This is a genomic window from Azobacteroides sp. (SeqCode) (assembly GCF_055395615.1).
The window spans coordinates 960,320-980,125 of record NZ_AP014701.1 but is presented as its reverse complement, the minus strand read 5'-3'; the positions used below and the strand labels follow the sequence as shown (position 1 = coordinate 980,125).

Sequence of the window (19,806 nt, the reverse complement as noted above, 5' to 3'; positions counted from 1 at the left end):
CTTTACAATTAAATTATTAAGTAAGTTGATGTCTATCTAATGCACTTCTTTTCCAAAGACGATTTCGGATGGGGCATATAGAACATCCCTCATTCCTACGAAAATCAGAAAAATTGATAGAAAGAGCAAAACATTTTTCTCATTCTTCGATAAATTTGTATTATCTCATTATTTTTCAACGTATTATATGACTAGTTGATATTCAAAGGATTTTTATTTATTCCTTAGTTTACTGCTGAATTCTTTTTCTTGTTCATTGCGATTCCTCCCTTTTTAGAAAAATGAAAAATACTCACTGTTTTTTCCGCTTGCGCTTATTTTCATCCAAAATGATTTTTCGAAGTCGAATAGTATAGGGAGTTAATTCTACGTATTCATCTTCTTTGATATATTCTAAAGCTTGTTCTATACTAAAAATAACTGGTGGAGATAAATGAACCTTGTTATCGCTTCCTGACGCCCTAATATTTGTTAATTTTTTGGATTTAGTCACATTTACTCCTATATCTCCCTCTTTACAATGCTCTCCAATAATTTGTCCAGCATAAACGTTTGTTTGCGGATGAATAAAAAATTTTCCACGATTTTGCAGTTTATCTAATGCATAAGCATAAACATTTCCTGTTTCTATTGCAATAATCGAACCATTTTTTCTTTTTTCTATTTTTCCTTTCCACGTTTGATATTCTTTGAAACGATGTGTCATAATAGCTTCCCCTGCCGAAGCTGCTAATATGTTATTAGTTAGACCAATAATGCCTCTTGAAGGAATAATAAATTCTATGTAAGTACGATATTTTTTGTATTCCATAGATACCATTTCTCCTTTTCGTTTGGTAACTATGTCAATAATTTTACTGGAATATTTTTCAGGTAAATTTATTGTTAATTGTTCTATAGGCTCCATTTTAATCCCATTTTGTTCTTTAATAATTACTTGTGGTTGTCCTACTTGCAATTCATATCCTTCACGACGCATTGTTTCTATCAAAATAGATAAATGAAGAATCCCGCGTCCATGTACCATCCATACATCTGCAGAATCGGAAGGAAGAACTCGTAAAGCTAAATTTTTATCCATCTCTTGTATTAATCGTTTATAAATATGATGAGAAGTAATGTATATACCTTCTTTTCCAAAAAAAGGAGAATTATTAATAGTGAATAACATGGACATAATTGGTTCGTCAATAGCAATAGGTACCAGTGGTTTTGGATTTGTCGAATCAGTGATTGTATCTCCAATTTCGAAATTTTCAATACCTACTATTGCACAAATATCTCCTGATTTTACAGATTGTATCTTAATTCTTCCTAACCCTTCGAAAACGTTTAGTTCCTTAATTTTTGATTTTAAAATAGTGCCATTTTTTTTACATAGAGCTATTTCCATTCCTTCTTTTAATTTACCACGATGAATACGTCCTATAGCAATCCGTCCTACATAACTTGAATAATCTAATGAAGTAATTTGCATTTGTAACGTGCCTTCTAATATTTTAGGAGCTGGAATATGGTCTATGATTGCATCTAAAACAGGATGGATATTGTTTGAGGATTTTTCTAAGTTATTAGACATCCATCCTTGTTTGGCTGATCCATAAATTGTAATAAAATCTAATTGTTCTTCTGTTGCATTAAGAGAAAACATTAAATCGAAAACTCTTTCTTGAACTTTTTCTGGGAAACAATTAGGCTTATCCACTTTGTTTATTATAACAATTGGTTTCAACCCTAAATTAATAGCTTTTTGAAGTACGAAACGTGTTTGAGACATTGGACCTTCAAAAGCATCTACTAGCAGTAATACACCATCTACCATATTTAACACTCGTTCTACTTCACCTCCAAAGTCTGCGTGTCCAGGAGTATCTATAATATTTATTTTATGATTTTTGTAATTGATAGAAACATTTTTTGCAAGGATAGTAATACCTCGTTCACGTTCTAAATCGTTACTGTCAAGTAATTGATTAAATTCAGTTTTGTCATCCCGAAATAATTTTCCGGCAATAAGCATTTTATCTATTAAAGTAGTTTTCCCATGATCTACATGGGCAATAATAGCAACATTTCTAATTTTTTGCATATTTTTATATATCTTGATTGTGACAAAAATACAAATAAATGTTCGTTTTATTATTTATAAGTAATGCTCGAATAGACAATGTCTCATTTGTAATTTTTGTACATCTTACATTAAAAATAATGATGTACTCATTAAAGTAGAGAAAAATGTATAGAACAAATACTTGCGGAGAACTTCGTGTTACAAACACAAATCAGGAGGTAATTTTATGTGGTTGGGTACAAAAAATACGTAAAATTGGAAAATTAATTTTTATTGATTTGCGAGATAGATATGGAGTTACACAATTAGTTTTCAACCAAGAGGTAAATGCAAATTTGTGCAATAAGGTATTTGAATTAGGTCGAGAATGGGTTATTCAAATAGAAGGGAAAGTTGTAGAACGTTCCAATAAAAATTTAAATATTTCCACTGGTGATATTGAGATAATTGTTTCGAAACTTAACATATTAAATCCTTCAGAAGTTCCTCCATTTACTATTGAGGAAAATACTGATGGTGGAGATGATTTACGAATGAAGTATCGTTATTTAGATTTACGTCGTACATTGATTCATTCTAATTTAGAGTTACGGCATAAGATGGTTTTTGCCATTCATAGTTATTTAAATAAGCACAATTTTATGGAAATAGAAACACCTGTTTTAATTAATTCTACTCAAGAAGGAGCACGTGATTTTATAGTTCCTTCTCGAAAAAATCAAGGTGAATTTTATGCTTTGCCTCAATCTCCACAGTTATTCAAGCAATTACTAATGGTAGCTGGATTTGATCGTTACTTTCAAATTGTAAAATGCTTCAGAGATGAAGATTTTCGTTCGGATCGTCAACCAGAGTTTACGCAAATAGACTGTGAGATATCATTTGTGGAACAAGAAGATATATTGAATATTTTCGAAGGACTGACTAAGTATTTATTTAAAACAATTAAAGGGTTAGATATCCCTAATTTTTCACGGATCTCATATGTTGATGCAATTCGGTTTTATGGATCGGATAAACCAGACATTCGGTTTGGAATGCGACTTATTGAAATAAAAGATATAATAATTAAGAAAGGATTTTCTGTATTTGATAAATCTGAATACATAGGAGCTATTTGTGTAGAAGGTTGTGCTTCTTATAGTCGTAAGCAAGTTGATGAATTGATAGATTTTGTTAAACGTCCACAAATTGGAGCAAAAGAGTTGATTTATGTTCGTTACAATTTTGATGGTTCTTTAAAATCGTCAGTAGATAAATTCTATTCCGCAGAGGACTTACTAAAGTGGAAAGATAAAGTAGGAGCTAAACAAGGAGATTTAATTCTTATTTTGTGTGGAAAAACAAAGGAGACACAAAAGCAATTAGGAGAGCTTCGTCTTGAAATAGGTTCTCGTTTGAAATTAAGAGATAAAAATCAATTTAAATGTCTTTGGATAATTGACTTCCCTCTACTTGAATATGATAATGAATCAAGTCGTTTTTTTTCTAAACATCATCCTTTTACAAGTCCTAAGAAAGAAGATATTCCTTTATTGGAAACAAATCCTGAAACCGTTAGAGCAAATGCTTACGATATGGTAATTAACGGAGTAGAAATTGGAGGGGGGTCTATTCGTATTCATAATTGTGAGCTACAAGAGAAAATATTTACCATACTGGGTTTTTCAAAGAAACGAGCCCAGTCACAGTTTGGTTTTTTAATAAATGCACTTAGATATGGCGCTCCTCCTCATGGAGGTATTGCATTTGGACTTGATCGTTTTGTTGCTATTTTTGCTGGATTAAATTCCATTAAAGATTGTATTGCTTTTCCTAAAAATAATTCCGGTCGAGATGTAATGACAAATGCTCCTTCAGCTGTTTCTTATGAACAACTGAAAGAATTACGGATTAAAGTTGAAAAATAAGCAAATGTTTTAGGGTGAAATTTTATTTTTTGTAATTGTTGATTGATATCTTTTTATATAAAAAGGTTCAAAATACGCTGTGTTTGCAAACTCCTTTTTAGCAAAAGCGCTTTCTGCCAAGTAAATCATAGCATTTGCGGTAGGATGAATATCATTGATAAAAATAGCATTGGTGGATTTGATCACATTAGTACATTTGTTTGAACCATTCCCAAAAAATATGATGGTATATTTTTTTAAAAATTCTTTATAACTACTTTTATCAATGATATCCGCTTTTGTGGAACAAATTTCATTAAGGGTTGCATCATATAGTGCAGTGAAGACTTCCATCCTTCGAGCATCAATCATAGGGCAATATATTGAATTAGGAAATAGGTGAGATAAGCTATGAATAGCTTGAAATGCCATAATTTTTAAAGTTGGAATAGCTATCAGAGGAATGCCGAACCCATAGCATAATCCTTTAGCTTCAGATATCCCAATTCTCAATCCTGTATAGGATCCTGGACCTGCACTTACTGCAATTGCATTTATTTTATAATTGTTTTTACGTGCATATTCTACGGCTTCGAATAAAAAAACTCCTAATAGAGAAGCATGAGAAGTTTTTTTTGTATAAATCCTACTCAAAACAGATTCACCAGTAACAGACAAAGTCACCGAACAGATTTGTGTAGAAGTTTCTATCATCAGTAGGCAAGGCATTTCTCATAGGTATAAATTCAAATATATATAATATTTAGATTTATACTTTAAATAGAGGGAAGAAATTATGTATATTTGTGATAGTATAATAAAAACTCGGAAGTGTTTCATGTCATTTATTATGGATAAAGTTGTTATGGATGGATTGACTTTTGATGATGTTTTATTAATTCCTTCTTATTCCGAAGTTTTGCCTTGTCAAGTAGATCTTTCTACAAAGTTTTCAAAAAATATTTCTTTGAATATTCCGCTAATTTCAGCAGCTATGGATACAGTTACTGAAGCTAAATTAGCGATTGCAATTGCACGTGAAGGAGGAATAGGAGTAATTCATAAGAATATGAGTATTGAAGAACAAGCTAAGCAAGTACGTTCAGTGAAAAGGGCTGAAAACGGTATGATTTCTAATCCAGTCAGTATTAAGAGAAATAAAACGATTGGAGATGCTTTGGCTCTGATGTCTGAATATAAAATTGGAGGTATTCCTGTAGTAGATGAAAATAATCATTTGGTTGGTATTGTAACTAATCGTGATTTGCGGTTTCGAAAGGATACCTATCAATTGATAGATAAAGTAATGACTTCCGAAAATTTAATAACTACTAGCCAATCTACCGATTTAGAAAATGCTGCTGATATTTTACAATCTTATAAAATAGAAAAACTTCCTGTTGTAGATACTCATAATAAGCTGATAGGATTAATTACTTATAAGGATATTACTAAAGCTAAAGACAAACCTTTTGCTTGCAAAGATTCAAAAGGGCGCTTACGTGTAGCTGCAGGGGTAGGAGTTGCATGTGATACATACGACCGTGTTGAAGCTTTAGTTGAAGCAGAAGTTGATGCTATCGTCATTGATACGGCTCACGGTCATTCAAAGAGAACAATTGCTATTTTAAAAGAAATCAAAAGAAAATACAATATAATAGATATTGTCATTGGTAATATTGCAACAGCAGAAGCAGCTATGGCATTAGCGGAAGCGAAGGCTGATGCTATAAAAGTAGGTATTGGTCCTGGTTCTATTTGTACAACACGAATTATAGCAGGAGTAGGGGTTCCGCAATTGTCAGCTATTTATGAGGTTTCAAAAGTATTAAAAAAAATAGATATCCCTATTATAGCAGATGGAGGTTTACGTTATTCCGGGGATATAGTTAAGGCTTTGGCTGCAGGAGGTTCATCAGTTATGATAGGTTCATTATTAGCTGGTGTAGAAGAATCACCAGGAGAAACCATATTGTATAACGGTCGTAAATTTAAGGCCTATAGAGGGATGGGTTCATTGGAAGCTATGCAAAAAGGTTCTAAAGACCGATATTTTCAAGATGTAGAAGACGATGTAAAAAAGTTAGTTCCTGAAGGAATAACTGCTAGAGTACCTTACAAAGGTTTATTATATGAAGTGATTTATCAACTAGTAGGGGGTCTAAGGGCTGGTATGGGATATTGTGGAGCAGTAAATATAAAACAGCTACACGGTGCCCGGTTTGTGAGAATTACAAATGCTGGAATGACAGAAAGCCATCCTCATGATGTGGCTATTATACAAGAAGCTCCTAATTATAGTTTTCATCGCGAGTAATTTATTTTAGTATTCGTCTTCATTGAAAAGAAAATCATCTTTACTTGGGTAGTCTGGCCAAATATCTTCTATATTTTCATAAATTTCATTCTCTTCTTCTAATTCTTGTAAATTTTCTATTACTTCGTCTGGGCAGCAAGTACGTGATGCATAATCAACTAATTCTGATTTGGTTGCAGGCCAAGGCGCATCTTCCAAATATGAAGCTAATTCCAATGTCCAATACATACTTTATTGTTTATTTTTAGTTAAACCTAATTTAATATTTCTTTTTTAACTTTTATGCTTTTTGATGTATGATTTATTTATAAGATTTTCTATAACATAACTTCCCTAGTAGAATGAATAAAACTTTGTTTTCTTGCGAGTAAGAAGAAATAGTCTGATAAACGATTAATATATTCCAATGCTGAAAAGTGAACAATTTCTTGTTCTGCAATGCGAATAATGCATCTTTCAGCTCTTCTACAAATAGTACGACATATATGTGATAATGCATTGGATGAACAACTCCCAGGCAATACAAAAGAGTATAAAGGTGGCAGTGATTTATCTATTTTGTCTATTTCTTTTTCTAAGTTTATTAGTTTTTCATCTAAAATAGAATAATTTTCTTCTTTAATTTCAGTTGCTAAATAACCTCCTAAAGTAAAAAGATTGTGTTGGATTTGTAACAAAAAAATCCGATCATCATTTTCACTTATTTTGTTTAAAAGATAACCTATAAATGAATTTAATTCGTCTATTGTTCCATAAGCCTCTACACGTAAGTGAGTTTTTATTACTCGTTTTCCACCGAATAGTGAAGTATAACCTTTGTCACCAGTACGTGTATAAATATGGGATTTTTTCATAGTTAACACTATTTTTTTGTATCTTGTATTGAATATTTATCAAAATAAAAAACAATTCCTCCTTTATATAATTATAAATCTAAAATAGTTTTTATCGAGATATTTCTCTTTATTTTCTCACAAAAACGTTTCATTTTTTTCATCTGGGGTTATGTTTTTTAATAAAATGTTTTTACAATAAAATTGTAACGATGAAAATATTTTTTTATTTCTAATTCTACTGAGCAAATAATTAATAAAAATTAATTCTAATTTGAGAATTATTTTCAAATCAATAGTAGTAATTATTTCAATAATTGTTTTCTTCCAGACATTGTTTAATCATTTTTATGACATATAATTTCCAATCTTATAAACCATTCTCTATTTTACCATATAACAAATACTTTTGCTCTTTTTCAAAAGCTTATAGCAATGTATAATAGTAGAATTTCTTATTTCAATTGATATAGAAACATAAAAAGACTCATTAAGTAAATGAGAAGATATCTAAACAAAAAAAACAAGAATTCCTTTTTTGTAAAAAAAGCTTATTATATTATTTAGAGATTTTCCCATTCAATTCTCTATTTCTGAAAATGTATAAAAAGATTTTTTTATACATTTTATTTCAATAATGAATTTGGGAACAAGAGGTAAATATATTGTGCAATATCTTTTTTATAATTTTTTTTAGTTTAACTCCAGTTAATCTATTTTACTAGTAGATCTTTTATTCTTAATAAAATTCTCTTATTAAGAATAATTATTCATACAAGATACAAAAGCAATTTTTTGAAATTAATTCACAGTTTTATAGCTAGACTAATTGGATTTTATGTACTTCTATAAAATTATTTCTTTAAATTTAGATTTCAAAATTTTATTAGAATTTTATAGTAACTTTTAATTTTCATCTCGTTAATTACTGTAATAACTGTGGATATAGCAGAAGTTCTGTAAGCAAACTCAAAACATCCTCCCCATCCTCTTTATAAATATTTAACTTGTCATAAACATTAGATTTAAATTTTATTAAAATAGATAATTTCATTATTCTTACTTGTATTGAAAAAAATTAATATACATTTTTCTCTTTTCTTATTTATACTTCTCAGAGAAAGTAATTCCATATTTTAACCCTTAAGTACTAAGAATTAAACTTACATTCTATGTAATAGAATTTTATATCAAAACTTTCTAATTTTACAAAAAAAAGACTAAGCTCAAAGCTTAAACGAATTAGATTATCTCAATAATCTTCTACATTATTTATAATATAATTTCCATATCACAAACAGTCTCCTTTTTTATTCACATGCATATGTGTTTATACATAATTTCTTAAATTGAAACTTAAAAAAGTCCTTTTTATTGGTATTGTATAAAATTGACCCTGCACAAACCTTCTCTGTAAAAGTCAACAAAAGAGCAATAGAAAAGAAATGTACGGGTACGTATACTTTCTAAATTATATGATTGTGAAATCGGATGATAAAACTGGGACTTTTTTCACAATGTTTATTTAATATTTAAGTATAATTAACCTAAGTGGATTTTCTATGATTTTTTTCTAAATTTTCATTATAATTTGTAATTGTGAATCCTGCTTGTGATAAATCCTTCCAGTAATTTGGATAAGATTTACTAACTACGCCAGGTGTATCTATATTAATTTCTTTCAATTTCAGACAAGCTGGAGCAAAAGCCATTGCCATACGATGGTCTTCATAAGTAAAAATAACAGGGTTCTCTTCTCGTTTGCATCTTTCACCTCTCCATTCTATAATATTAGAGCAACTTCTAATAATATACCCTAATTTGCGCATTTCTTTCTGTAGAGCAGAAATACGATCTGTCTCTTTTATTCGCAAGCTTTGTAGCCCTTTAAAACAAAAAGGAACATCAAGTAAACAACAACTTACAACAAAAGTTTGGACTAAATCTGGTTCATTAACAAAATCATAGTCTAATATTTCTCTTCTAATGAGAGGCATAATGGGATACAAAGTTGTTAAAACTTCTTCTTTTCTACCTAAATATTTTGGAAAATTAAATACTGTTTGTACCCCTAATTTTTCGAATAAAAATCTCCCTTTTGAATCTCCTTGTATACTATTTTCTTTTAATCCTAATAATTCTATTGAAGATTTTTTTGAAGCTAAAGCCATTATTTCATACCAATAAGAAGCTGCTGACCAATCATTTTCTATTTTGAAAGGACGTACATAATATGACTGAGGGCGAATCCATATGACATTTTCTTTCCACTCAACTTGAATTCCAAACATTTCCATTAAACGAATAGTCATTTCAATATAAGGTTTTGAAATTATAGTACCCTTCAATTGTAAAGTTAGACCCTGATCTAAAACAGGAGCAATCATCATCAACGCAGAAATATATTGAGAACTAACTTCGCTATTCAAAGTAATCATTCCTCCCTTCAGTTTTTTACCGATAATATGCAAAGGTGGAAATCCTTTTTTTTCAATAAAATTAATTTTAGCACCTAATAGGCATAAAGCATCCGTTAATGTCCGAATTGGACGATTTTTCATTCTTTCTGTTCCTGTAATAATCCAATTTCCTTTTCTTTGAGACAAATAAGCTGTAAGAAAACGCATGGAAGTTCCTGCAGCTCCGATGTCGAAATTAGTACTAGATAATTGTAAAGCATGCTTCAATACCTGAGTATCATCACTATCCGAAAGATTTTTTATAAAACATATATCATTTTTACTCAAAGCATTCAGAATTAAAACACGATTACTGACACTCTTGGAAGCAGGTAGTTGCACGGATGTATGTATATACAAATTAGTAGGTGGTTGTATTTTATAAATCATAATTTAATTTGAGAAGTGAATATAAATTTATGTATACTAAAATTTCCATCAATATTATGATGGAAGACGTATTAAATATATAATAACGTCAATATATAAATATAAAATAAACAGAAATATAAAATTCCCAAAATTCAATTACATTTGTCATGTGACTGAAAAAGTCACCTAAACAAACGATCAGCAAGCATAAATTTAGATAAAAATGAAAAAAGATAGATTGATTTTTAAATTAATAGAGCAAGAAAGTCATCGACAACATGAAGGAATAGAACTAATAGCTTCAGAAAATTTTGTAAGTTCTCAAGTATTGGAGGCAGCAGGTTCGATATTAACTAACAAATATGCCGAAGGTTATCCAGGAAAACGATATTATGGAGGTTGTCAAGTGGTAGATGAAATAGAACAAACGGCTATAGATAGACTAAAGCAACTTTTTCATGCCGAATGGGTAAATGTGCAACCGCATAGTGGAGCACAAGCTAATATGGTTATATTTTTAGCCTGTCTTCAACCAGGTGATTATTTTTTAGGGTTAGGACTTTCCCATGGAGGGCACCTCAGTCATGGAGCTCCTGTTAATTTTTCTGGACTTTCCTACAGAGCTTTAGAATATGGTACAGAAAAAGATAGTGGACAAATTGATTATCAACAACTAGAATACATTGCAACAGAAAAAAAGCCTAAATTGATCATTGCTGGTGCATCTGCTCACTCTCGGGATTGGAATTACCAACGTATCCGATACGTTGCTGATAAAATTGGAGCAATTTTTATGGTAGATATGGCTCATCCTGCAGGATTAATTGCTGCTCAGCTTTTAGAAAATCCACTTCGTTATGCTCATATTGTAACTTCTACTACGCATAAGACACTAAGAGGTCCACGAGGAGGAATTATTTTAATGGGGAAAGACTTCGAAAATCCTTGGGGCAAAACTACTACAAAAGGTAAGATTAAAATGATGTCTGAAATATTAGATTCGGCTCTGTTCCCTGGTGTGCAAGGGGGACCGTTAGAGCATATTATTGCAGCTAAAGCTATTGCTTTTTATGAAGCTTTGCAGCCAGAATACATTGTATATCAAAAGCAAGTAAAGAAAAATGCCCAAGAAATGTCAAAAGCATTAAATAGTAAAGGATATAAGCTTATTTCTGGAGGAACAGATAATCATTTAATGTTGGTAGACCTCCGTTCAAAATTTCCTACATTAAGTGGTAAAAAGGCGGAAATAGCACTTGTCAGTGCGGACATTACTGTTAACAAAAATATGGTTCCTTTTGACAATCGTCCTCCGTTTCTTACTTCCGGCTTACGCTTTGGAACAGCAGCTATTACTACACGTGGAATAAAGGAACCTCTTATGGAGGAGATAGTAGAATTAATAGATACAGTTTTATTCAATGTAGATAATGATAAAGTCATTCGTTCTGTTAAAAAGAAAGTAAATATCTTAATGAAAAATTATCCTTTATTTGCATGGTGATTGAAATACTATAATGAAATACAAGCGTATTCTTCTTAAACTTAGTGGAGAATCTTTGGTGGAAGAAAAGCACTATGGATTTAATGGAGGTCGTTTGTCTAATTATGCCAAACAGATAAAAGAAATAAGTAAAGTAGGTATTCAGGTAGCTATAGTAATGGGAGGAGGAAATATTTTTAGAGGACTGGACGGAATATCCAAAGGATTTGATAGAGTAAAAGGGGATCAAATGGGCATATTAGCAACTGTTATCAACAGCTTAGCTTTAACTTCTATTTTGGAAAAAGAAGGAATGAGAGGAAAAGTGTTCACATCTATAAGAATGGAGCCAATAGGGCGTCTTTATTCTAAAGAAGATGCTATAGAAACATTAGAAAAAGGGGAAATAGTAATTATATCAGGTGGAATAGGTAATCCATTTTTCACAACTGATACAGCTTCTGTTCTACGAGCTATAGAGTTAAATGTTAATATTATGTTAAAAGGAACTCATGTAGACGGAATATATAGTGCTGATCCTAAAAAAAACTTAGAAGCGACTAAATTTGATAGAATTTCCTACGATGAAATATACAACAGAGGGTTAAAAATTATGGATTTAACTGCTACTGCTTTGGCAAAAAATAATCATTTACCGATTATTGTTTTTGATATGAATACTAAGGAAAATTTAAAAAAAATATTACATGGAGAGAAAATAGGAACTTTAGTTCACGACTAAAGCAGAATATATTATTTAATCTAAAGTTTTTACAGAACATGAATACAATAAAAAATATAATTGAGTGTAATGAAAAAAAAATGATCTGTACGCTAACTCATTTTGAAGAGACTCTTTCTCGTATTCGTGCAGGAAAAGCTAGTATCCATATACTGGATGATATAAAAGTGGAATATTACGGAAACCTTGTTTCACTACCTAGTGTGGCTAATATTTCTATCCTTAACGCAAAAACAATTACAATTTTAGCATGGGAAAAATCTATGATAAAACCAATAGAAAAAGCAATACAAGATTCAGATATAGGTATTACACCTGAAAATAATGGAGAAATAATTCAATTAAATATTCCTTCATTAACAGAAGAGCGCCGTAAGCAATTAGTAAAACAATTACGTGGAGAAGCAGAAAAAGCGAGAGTTAGTATTCGTAATATTCGTAGAGAATCGAATGATATAATAAAAAAAATCGTCAAAGAATGTATTTCTGAAGATGAAAGGAAGGGAACAGAAATAGTTGTACAAAAACTTCATGATAAATATTTTAAAAAAATTGACAAAGTATTTACTGCTAAAGAAAAAGAGATAATGACTGTATAAATATACAGATGTAATAATCCTAAAAAAAGTTTTTTTGTTAAACTAAAATTAAAACAATGCAAACAGTTGATAATTTTTCTTTTGATGGACATAAGATTTTTGTTCGTGTAGATTTCAATGTACCGTTAGATGCGAATTTTATAATTACTGATGACACTCGTATTCGTTCCGCAATGCCAACTTTAAAAAAAGTTATCGCTGATGGAGGGAGTTTAATTATCGGTACTCATTTGGGAAGACCCAAAGGAATAGATCCTATGTATTCCTTGAAACACATTTTACCAAGAGTTTCTGAATTATTGGGTACTAGAATAGATTTTGCTGAAGATTGCTTGAGTAAAGAAACTATTAAAAAAGCAGCTTCTTTACAGTCTGGAGAAGCTTTGTTATTGGAAAATCTTCGTTTTTATACTTCTGAAGAAGGTGAATCTTACAACTTGGGGAGTAACATATTTAAAAAAAACAAACAAGCCGGAAAAGAAAACCAAAAGAGTATGGCAAAACAATTAGCATCTTATGCTACAGTTTACGTAAATGATGCTTTTGGTACTGCTCATCGAGCCCATGCTTCTACTGCTATTATGGCAAATTACTTTGATAGAGAGCATAAACTTTTTGGATATTTAATGCAAAAAGAAATCAATGCTGTAGAAAAAATATTAAAAGATACTGCTCATCCTTTTACAGCCATTATGGGCGGATCTAAAGTTTCTTCTAAAATTAATGTTATCGAAAACTTATTAAATAAGGTAGATAATTTGATTATTACAGGAGGAATGACCTATACATTTACTAAAGCAATGGGAGGGAAAATTGGCAACTCTATTTGTGAAGAAGATAAATTAGGGTTAGCTTTGAGTTTAATCCAAAAAGCAAGAGAGACTAACGTTCGTTTGGTTTTAGCAGTAGATTCCAAGATTGCCGACAGTTTTAGTAATGATGCTCGTACACGTATAGTTGAAGTAGACAAAATTCCTGATGGTTGGGAGGGGTTAGATATTGGAAATGAAACAGAAAAAATCTTTGCTGAAATAATAAAAAATTCCAAAACAATTCTTTGGAATGGCCCTGCCGGTGTCTTCGAATTTGATAATTTTTGTAAAGGTTCTCGTTCTATTGGAGACGCTATTGTTTGTGCTACTCAAAATGGAGCATTCTCGTTGATAGGAGGTGGGGATTCTGTTGCATGTGTCAATAAATTTAAAATTGCTGATAAAGTAAGTTATGTGTCTACAGGAGGAGGTGCGTTACTTGAATTTATAGAGGGGAAACAATTACCAGGTATTAAAGCTATACGTGGTTACTGAACCATTAAAAAAATATTACTACATATAGATAATCCCTATATCAACTTGTTATTGTTGATATAGAGATTATCTATACATTTGTTAAGTACATAAATAAGAGCTAAGTCAAAATACATTCTAATATGTACTTTTAGGAAATAACATATTTGAGGCAATTTTTTCTGTTTTTTTCTTCCCTTTCAATTCAGTTATAATGGAAAAAGCAAAATCAAAAATAAACGCAGGACCTTTTCCTGTAATGATATTATCATCTTTTACTATACCATCTTTAACATAAACTGCTCCAAATAGTTTATCTTCAAACCCAGGGTAAACCGTCGCATTTTTCCCTTTTAATAAATGTAATTCACCTAACAAAAAAGGGGCAGCGCATATTGCCGCAATTTTTTTCTTTTTTGAGTCATATTGTTTGAGGAGTTTTTTTAATCCTTCGTGAGCATTTAAATTTTTTGAACCAGGCATTCCTCCAGGTAATACTAACATTTCTCCACAAGAGAAATCAGTTTCAGAAAATAATTTATCAGCTATGACTGAAACATTATGTGCTCCTGTAACCGTATTTTTACTTGTAATAGATACAGCTGTTATTTTTATTTCACCTCTGCGAAGAATATCTATGATACTAATAGCTTCTATCTCTTCGAATCCTTCTGCTAAGAAAATAAAAACTTCTTGCATACTATACTTAATGTTTTTTTTAAAAAAATTGTTCTCATTTAACACTATCCCTATGATGTATTTTTACTAATAAAATGTAACAAAATATCATACCTTATTGAAGATTAATTCTAAATCTGTTTCCAAAGTTACAATTTTTGGTAAAAACTCTTCGTATAAAAACACGAATTTTTATAAATTTAAATAAATATTTATGTTAGAACAAATATTTTTTACATTTTTCCTAAATTTACATAATGGAGTTAAACGAAAAATGTTTTTATTGCTATGAAAATAGGAATATTTGGAAGTAATTATCAGAAAGGTACCCAAAGTTTTATCAAAAACCTCTTTTATCAATTATTAAAATTAGGAGCAAAGATTTGGATAGATGAGCCCTTTTATAATTATTTATCCAAATCTTTTTCTTTCACACCCAAAATAGAGGGATTTGTTCATCAAGAGATATTTCTATTTGATATGATTTTTAGTTTAGGTGGAGATGGAACTTTTTTACGAACAGTAGCTTGGGTAGGAAACAAAAATATTCCAATTTTAGGAATAAATACTGGTTATTTAGGATTCCTTGCAGATATAAGTACATCTGAAATTACTAAAGCATTAGAGGAGATTTTTCATGGGAAATATCGTATAGAAGAACGAAGTTTATTACAATTAGAGGCTTCTCCGAAATGTCATGAACATCATAGCTATGCTTTGAATGAAATTTCTATTTTGAAGAGAGATACTTCATCTATGATTACTATTTATACTTATTTAAATGATATTTTTTTAGCTAAATATTTGGCAGATGGATTATTGTTAGCTACTCCAAGTGGCTCTACAGCTTATAATTTGAGTGTAAATGGTCCAATCATCATTCCTCAAGCTCGTAATTTTGTTCTAAGTCCGGTTGCTCCTCATTCTTTGAATGTACGTCCTTTAGTTATTCCTGAAGATTATAAAATAAGACTTACTGTAGAATCTCGCAGTGAAAATTTTTTAGTTTCTTTGGATGGACGTTCAGAGATTTGTCCTTCTGGAAGTGAATTCCAAGCAAAAAAATCGGATTTTACCATTAAAGTTATTAAAAGACTTAATCAAAATTTTTACAACACTCTACGAGAAAAGTTACTGTGGGGGACAGATGTTAGAAAGAAAAGAGAAGAAGTGTAAATAAAATTTGAGAACTGGCTTGTGTAAAAATATGAGAAATTTAATATAAAAATTTCAGAACAAAATTGTAAGCTTGTGTAAGCTTTTAAAGCAAAAAATGAACACATTTATCTACTAAAAGTAGATAAATGTGTATTTATGCCTATTTAAAATAGGCATAAATAAGTATAAACACGTATAAAGTGTAAAATTTTCTCTACCAAATTGTGTAGTATTAACATGTCCTGCTTGAAAAAATTGTAATTTTTATTTCTGTAATATTTTTTTTAAAAAATCGTTAATAATAGAATTTTTTATATTTACATCAAAAGTTCTCATTATTTCTCAACTATCCAATAAATACATCCTGTAAGGTTATGATAAATTGCGTTTATCATTAATTATGTAATATGGATTCGGGGAAAAATAAATACTAATACCTAGCAAAAGTTTTTTTTTAAAATTCGAATATCAAAAATGTTTTTTTTGAGAGAGATATATAGAAGAAGTCATTGATTCTAAAATGAGTATTTTACTTTCACTTATATAACTCATTTAAAGTAATAAAATTTTATTTTTATATAAACTATGATATTAGGAAACTCTCTTTTACAAGAGCTATATAAACTACATCCAGGAATAAAGCAAATATTACATTCATTAAAAAATGAATGTAATATTTACTTAAAGGGATTATCTGGAAGTGCAGAAAGCCTGGTTTGTTGTTGTATATTTAAAGAAATAAAAAATCAACATTTGCTTTGTGTATTAAATAATTTGGAAGAAGCAGGTTATTTTTACCACGATTGTTGTCAAATATTGGGGGAAAAAGATGTATTATTTTTTCCTTCTCAATTTAAGCAAAATATTCGTTATGGAAAAAAAGATTCTGCAAGTGAAATATTACGTATGAAAGTTTTAAGTCGATTAAATAGTGATATACAACCTTGTATCATTATTTCTTATCCAAATGCACTTGCAGAAAAAGTAGTTGCTTCTAATGAATTAAAAGCTAATACATTAACGATAAATATTTTTGAAAAGATAGATAGCTTATTTGTCATAGATATACTAAATTCTTACAAATTCAAACGTGTTGATTATGTATATGAACCAGGTGAATATGCAGTAAGAGGCTCTATTATTGACGTTTTTTCATTTTCTAGCGAATATCCTTACAGGATAGATTTTTTTAGCAATGAAGTGGAGAGCATTCGCAGTTTTGATATAGAAACTCAATTATCTAAAGAAAAATTAAATTTTATTTCCATTATTTCTGCAAAGCCAGGAAACATGGAAACAACATTATTTTCTTATCTTCCTATAAGAACAAATTTGATATTTAAAAAAGAAGATTGGATTTATGAAAAAATTCATTCTTTGTGGAATAAAGAAACTACGCTAACTAATGAAGAAACTTTTTCATCTATAGAACAAATACAAGTGTTTTTAACTCCAAAAAAAACTATTCAATCGTTAACGGAAAATTATAAAAAAATTCATTTGAGTAATCCTTCTCACAATAAAAAAAATATAACTATTGACTTTTTTACTGAATTACAAGTATCCTATTATAAGAATTTCGATTTAGTATCCTCTTCTTTGAAAGAAAAGTTACAAAAAGGCTATACTCTTTATATTTCAAGTAATAATGAAAAACAAATCAAACGTATTAAATCTATCTTTGAAGATAGGGGAGAATCTATTCCATTTATATTTATTCCCCATACACTTCATACTGGTTTTGTAGATAAAACTTTACGAATTAGTGTATTAACTGATCATCAATTATTTGGCCGTTTTCATAAATATAATTTAAAATCAGAAAAAGCTCGTTCTGGTAAAATCGCTTTGTCTTTGAAAGAATTACAGCGATTTCAATTGGGAGATTACTTAGTACATATAGATCATGGTATAGGTAAATTTGGAGGATTAGTTCGAGTAGAAATCAACGGAAAGATACAGGAAGTTATCAAAATGACCTTCTTAAATGAAGATACCATCTTTATTAGTATTCACAATTTACATAAAATTTCCAAATATAGAGGAAAAGACAATAAACCTTTACGACTAAATAAGTTAGGTTCAGGAGCATGGGAACATTTAAAAGAAAAAGCAAAAAGAAAAGTTAAAGATATTGCTAAAGATCTTATCCAACTTTATTCCAAAAGAAGAAAGGAAAAAGGCTTTGCTTTTTCCTCTGATACTTATTTACAAAGAGAATTAGAAGCTTCTTTTTTTTATGAAGATACTTCTGACCAATCAAAAGTAAATATAGAAATCAAAAAAGATATGGAAAGCGTTAGACCAATGGATCGCTTGGTCTGTGGTGATGTTGGATTTGGTAAAACTGAGATAGCCATTCGTGCTGCATTCAAAGCATCAACAGACGGTAAACAAGTAGCAATTTTAGTCCCTACTACGCTTTTAGCTTTTCAACACTACAATACTTTTAAAGAGAGATTAGCTAATTTTCCAGTAATAATAGATTATATCTCAAGGGCAAGAACTACTAAGGATAGTAAAATTATTACTAAAAAATTGAAAGAAGGAACAATTGATATTCTAATAGGAACACACAGAATGATTAGTAAAGATATGCAATTCAAAGATTTAGGATTATTAATTATTGATGAAGAGCAAAAGTTTGGTGTAAAAGTGAAAGAAAAATTGAAACAAATAAAAGTAAATATTGATTCACTTACTTTAACAGCTACTCCTATTCCTCGTACATTACAATTTAGTATAATGGGAGTAAGAGATTTATCTAAAATATCTACTCCACCATCTAATCGTTACCCAATTCATACAGAATTACATAGTTTTGAAAAAGGTATTATTCGTGAAGCTATTATCTATGAGATGAATCGTAATGGTCAGATTTTTATCATCGATAATCGCATTTCTCATCTAAGAGAACTTGAAAATTTTGTAAAAAGAGAGATACCGGATGGACGAATTGCTATCGGACATGGACAGATGGACTCTGTCAAATTAGAGCAAATTATTACAGATTTTGTTAATTATGAATATGATATTCTGATTTCTACCACTATTGTTGAAAATGGTATTGATATTCCAAATGCTAACACAATTATTATAAATAATGCACAAGATTTTGGACTAAGTGATTTACATCAATTGAGAGGTCGTGTAGGACGAGGTAATCGTAAGGCATTTTGTTTTTTACTTTGCCCTTCTCTTTCTGATCTAACACCTGAAACAGTAAGGCGCTTACAAGCTATTGAAAATTTTTCAGAATTAGGTAGTGGCATACATATAGCTATGCAAGATTTAGATATTCGCGGGGCAGGGAATATACTTGGATCTGAACAAAGTGGGTTTATTGCTGATTTAGGCTACGAAACTTATCAAAAAATACTATCCGAAGCTCTTCAAGAGCTGAAAAATGAAGAGTTTGCATTTTTATATAAAGATGCAAATCAAACTGATACAAGAGAAGATTATGTTATAGAAACCAATGTGGAAAGTGATTTTGAGGTATATTTTCCTACATCATATATTTCTAATGATTCTGAGCGTATTTTGCTTTATCGAGAATTAAATGAAATGGAAGAAGAAAATATAGAACAATTTCGTATTAAGATGCAAGATAGGTTTGGTAAAATTCCTGTTGAAGGAGAAGAGTTAATAAGAATTGTCTGTCTTCGTAGAATAGCGAAAAAACTTGGTATAGAAAAAATAGTTCTTAAAAACGCCAAAATGATATTGTATTTTGTCAAAAATTTTAATTCTCCCTATTACCAAAGCAAATTATTTGATAAAATAATGGATTTTGTCAAAATTAATTATGAGCATTGTAATTTTTTAGAAAAAAATAATCGCAGAATGTTGAATATTCAAAATATTGACACAGTTGGAAAAGCAATAAAGATTTTAAAAAAAATCAATAACTAGTAAA

At 29.9% G+C, this 19,806-nt stretch carries 14 protein-coding genes; 8 read left to right on the top strand and 6 right to left on the bottom strand.

Features of this window, described 5'->3' with window-relative positions; genetic code table 11:
• Positions 1–292 precede the first annotated feature (292 nt).
• Complete coding sequence (typA, locus tag ACZ5QM_RS03885) at positions 293–2,089, bottom strand: translational GTPase TypA (protein ID WP_464182780.1); 1,797 nt, start codon at positions 2,087–2,089, stop codon at positions 293–295.
• Between the two features lie 146 nt (positions 2,090–2,235).
• Between typA and aspS the strand changes: the two genes are divergently transcribed.
• Positions 2,236–3,981, top strand: a complete 1,746-nt coding sequence (gene aspS, locus ACZ5QM_RS03880) for an aspartate--tRNA ligase (RefSeq protein WP_464182779.1) — start codon at positions 2,236–2,238, stop codon at positions 3,979–3,981.
• A 9-nt stretch (positions 3,982–3,990) separates the two neighbouring features.
• Here the strand turns inward: aspS and tsaB are convergent, their stop codons facing one another.
• On the bottom strand, positions 3,991–4,689 hold the full coding sequence (gene tsaB, locus ACZ5QM_RS03875; RefSeq protein ID WP_464182778.1) for a tRNA (adenosine(37)-N6)-threonylcarbamoyltransferase complex dimerization subunit type 1 TsaB: 699 nt from the start codon (positions 4,687–4,689) through the stop codon (positions 3,991–3,993).
• Positions 4,690–4,798: 109 nt separating this feature from the next.
• Here tsaB and guaB point away from each other — a divergent pair, with 109 nt between their 5' ends.
• Positions 4,799–6,277, top strand: a complete 1,479-nt coding sequence (guaB, locus tag ACZ5QM_RS03870; protein ID WP_464182776.1) for an IMP dehydrogenase — start codon at positions 4,799–4,801, stop codon at positions 6,275–6,277.
• 6 nt (positions 6,278–6,283) lie between these two features.
• Here guaB and ACZ5QM_RS03865 read toward each other — a convergent pair whose 3' ends face one another.
• The 3 genes from ACZ5QM_RS03865 to ACZ5QM_RS03855 all read right to left on the bottom strand — a co-directional run bounded on the left by ACZ5QM_RS03865 (position 6,284) and on the right by ACZ5QM_RS03855 (position 9,959).
• A complete protein-coding gene (locus tag ACZ5QM_RS03865; protein ID WP_464182775.1) occupies positions 6,284–6,505 on the bottom strand; it encodes a DUF2795 domain-containing protein in 222 nt (73 codons plus the stop codon).
• Between the two features lie 89 nt (positions 6,506–6,594).
• Positions 6,595–7,131: a cob(I)yrinic acid a,c-diamide adenosyltransferase gene (locus ACZ5QM_RS03860; RefSeq protein WP_464182774.1), complete on the bottom strand. Its 537-nt coding sequence runs from the start codon at positions 7,129–7,131 to the stop codon at positions 6,595–6,597.
• Positions 7,132–8,657: 1,526 nt separating this feature from the next.
• Positions 8,658–9,959, bottom strand: a complete 1,302-nt coding sequence (locus ACZ5QM_RS03855; RefSeq protein WP_464182772.1) for a 3-phosphoshikimate 1-carboxyvinyltransferase — start codon at positions 9,957–9,959, stop codon at positions 8,658–8,660.
• A 205-nt stretch (positions 9,960–10,164) separates the two neighbouring features.
• Between ACZ5QM_RS03855 and glyA the strand changes: the two genes are divergently transcribed.
• Genes glyA through ACZ5QM_RS03835 form a run of 4 tightly spaced genes read left to right on the top strand, consistent with a single transcriptional unit; the run spans position 10,165 to position 14,072 of the window.
• Entirely contained in the window at positions 10,165–11,445 is a 1,281-nt protein-coding gene (glyA, locus tag ACZ5QM_RS03850; RefSeq protein WP_464182770.1) for a serine hydroxymethyltransferase, read from the top strand.
• A gap of 10 nt (positions 11,446–11,455) precedes the next feature.
• Positions 11,456–12,166 carry a UMP kinase gene (pyrH, locus tag ACZ5QM_RS03845; protein WP_464183335.1) on the top strand — a complete coding sequence of 237 codons (711 nt, stop codon included), beginning with the start codon at positions 11,456–11,458 and terminating at the stop codon, positions 12,164–12,166.
• 38 nt (positions 12,167–12,204) lie between these two features.
• Positions 12,205–12,765 (top strand): ribosome recycling factor, encoded by a 561-nt coding sequence (gene frr, locus ACZ5QM_RS03840; RefSeq protein WP_464182769.1) that lies wholly within the window; start codon positions 12,205–12,207, stop codon positions 12,763–12,765.
• A gap of 56 nt (positions 12,766–12,821) precedes the next feature.
• Complete coding sequence (locus tag ACZ5QM_RS03835; RefSeq protein WP_464203012.1) at positions 12,822–14,072, top strand: phosphoglycerate kinase; 1,251 nt, start codon at positions 12,822–12,824, stop codon at positions 14,070–14,072.
• A gap of 117 nt (positions 14,073–14,189) precedes the next feature.
• Here ACZ5QM_RS03835 and ACZ5QM_RS03830 read toward each other — a convergent pair whose 3' ends face one another.
• Complete coding sequence (locus ACZ5QM_RS03830; RefSeq protein WP_464182767.1) at positions 14,190–14,750, bottom strand: DJ-1 family glyoxalase III; 561 nt, start codon at positions 14,748–14,750, stop codon at positions 14,190–14,192.
• A gap of 267 nt (positions 14,751–15,017) precedes the next feature.
• Here ACZ5QM_RS03830 and ACZ5QM_RS03825 point away from each other — a divergent pair, with 267 nt between their 5' ends.
• Both ACZ5QM_RS03825 and mfd read left to right on the top strand, forming a co-directional pair.
• A complete protein-coding gene (locus tag ACZ5QM_RS03825) occupies positions 15,018–15,905 on the top strand; it encodes an NAD kinase (protein WP_464182766.1) in 888 nt (295 codons plus the stop codon).
• A 567-nt stretch (positions 15,906–16,472) separates the two neighbouring features.
• A complete protein-coding gene (gene mfd, locus ACZ5QM_RS03820) occupies positions 16,473–19,802 on the top strand; it encodes a transcription-repair coupling factor (protein WP_464182765.1) in 3,330 nt (1,109 codons plus the stop codon).
• Positions 19,803–19,806: the final 4 nt, after the last annotated feature.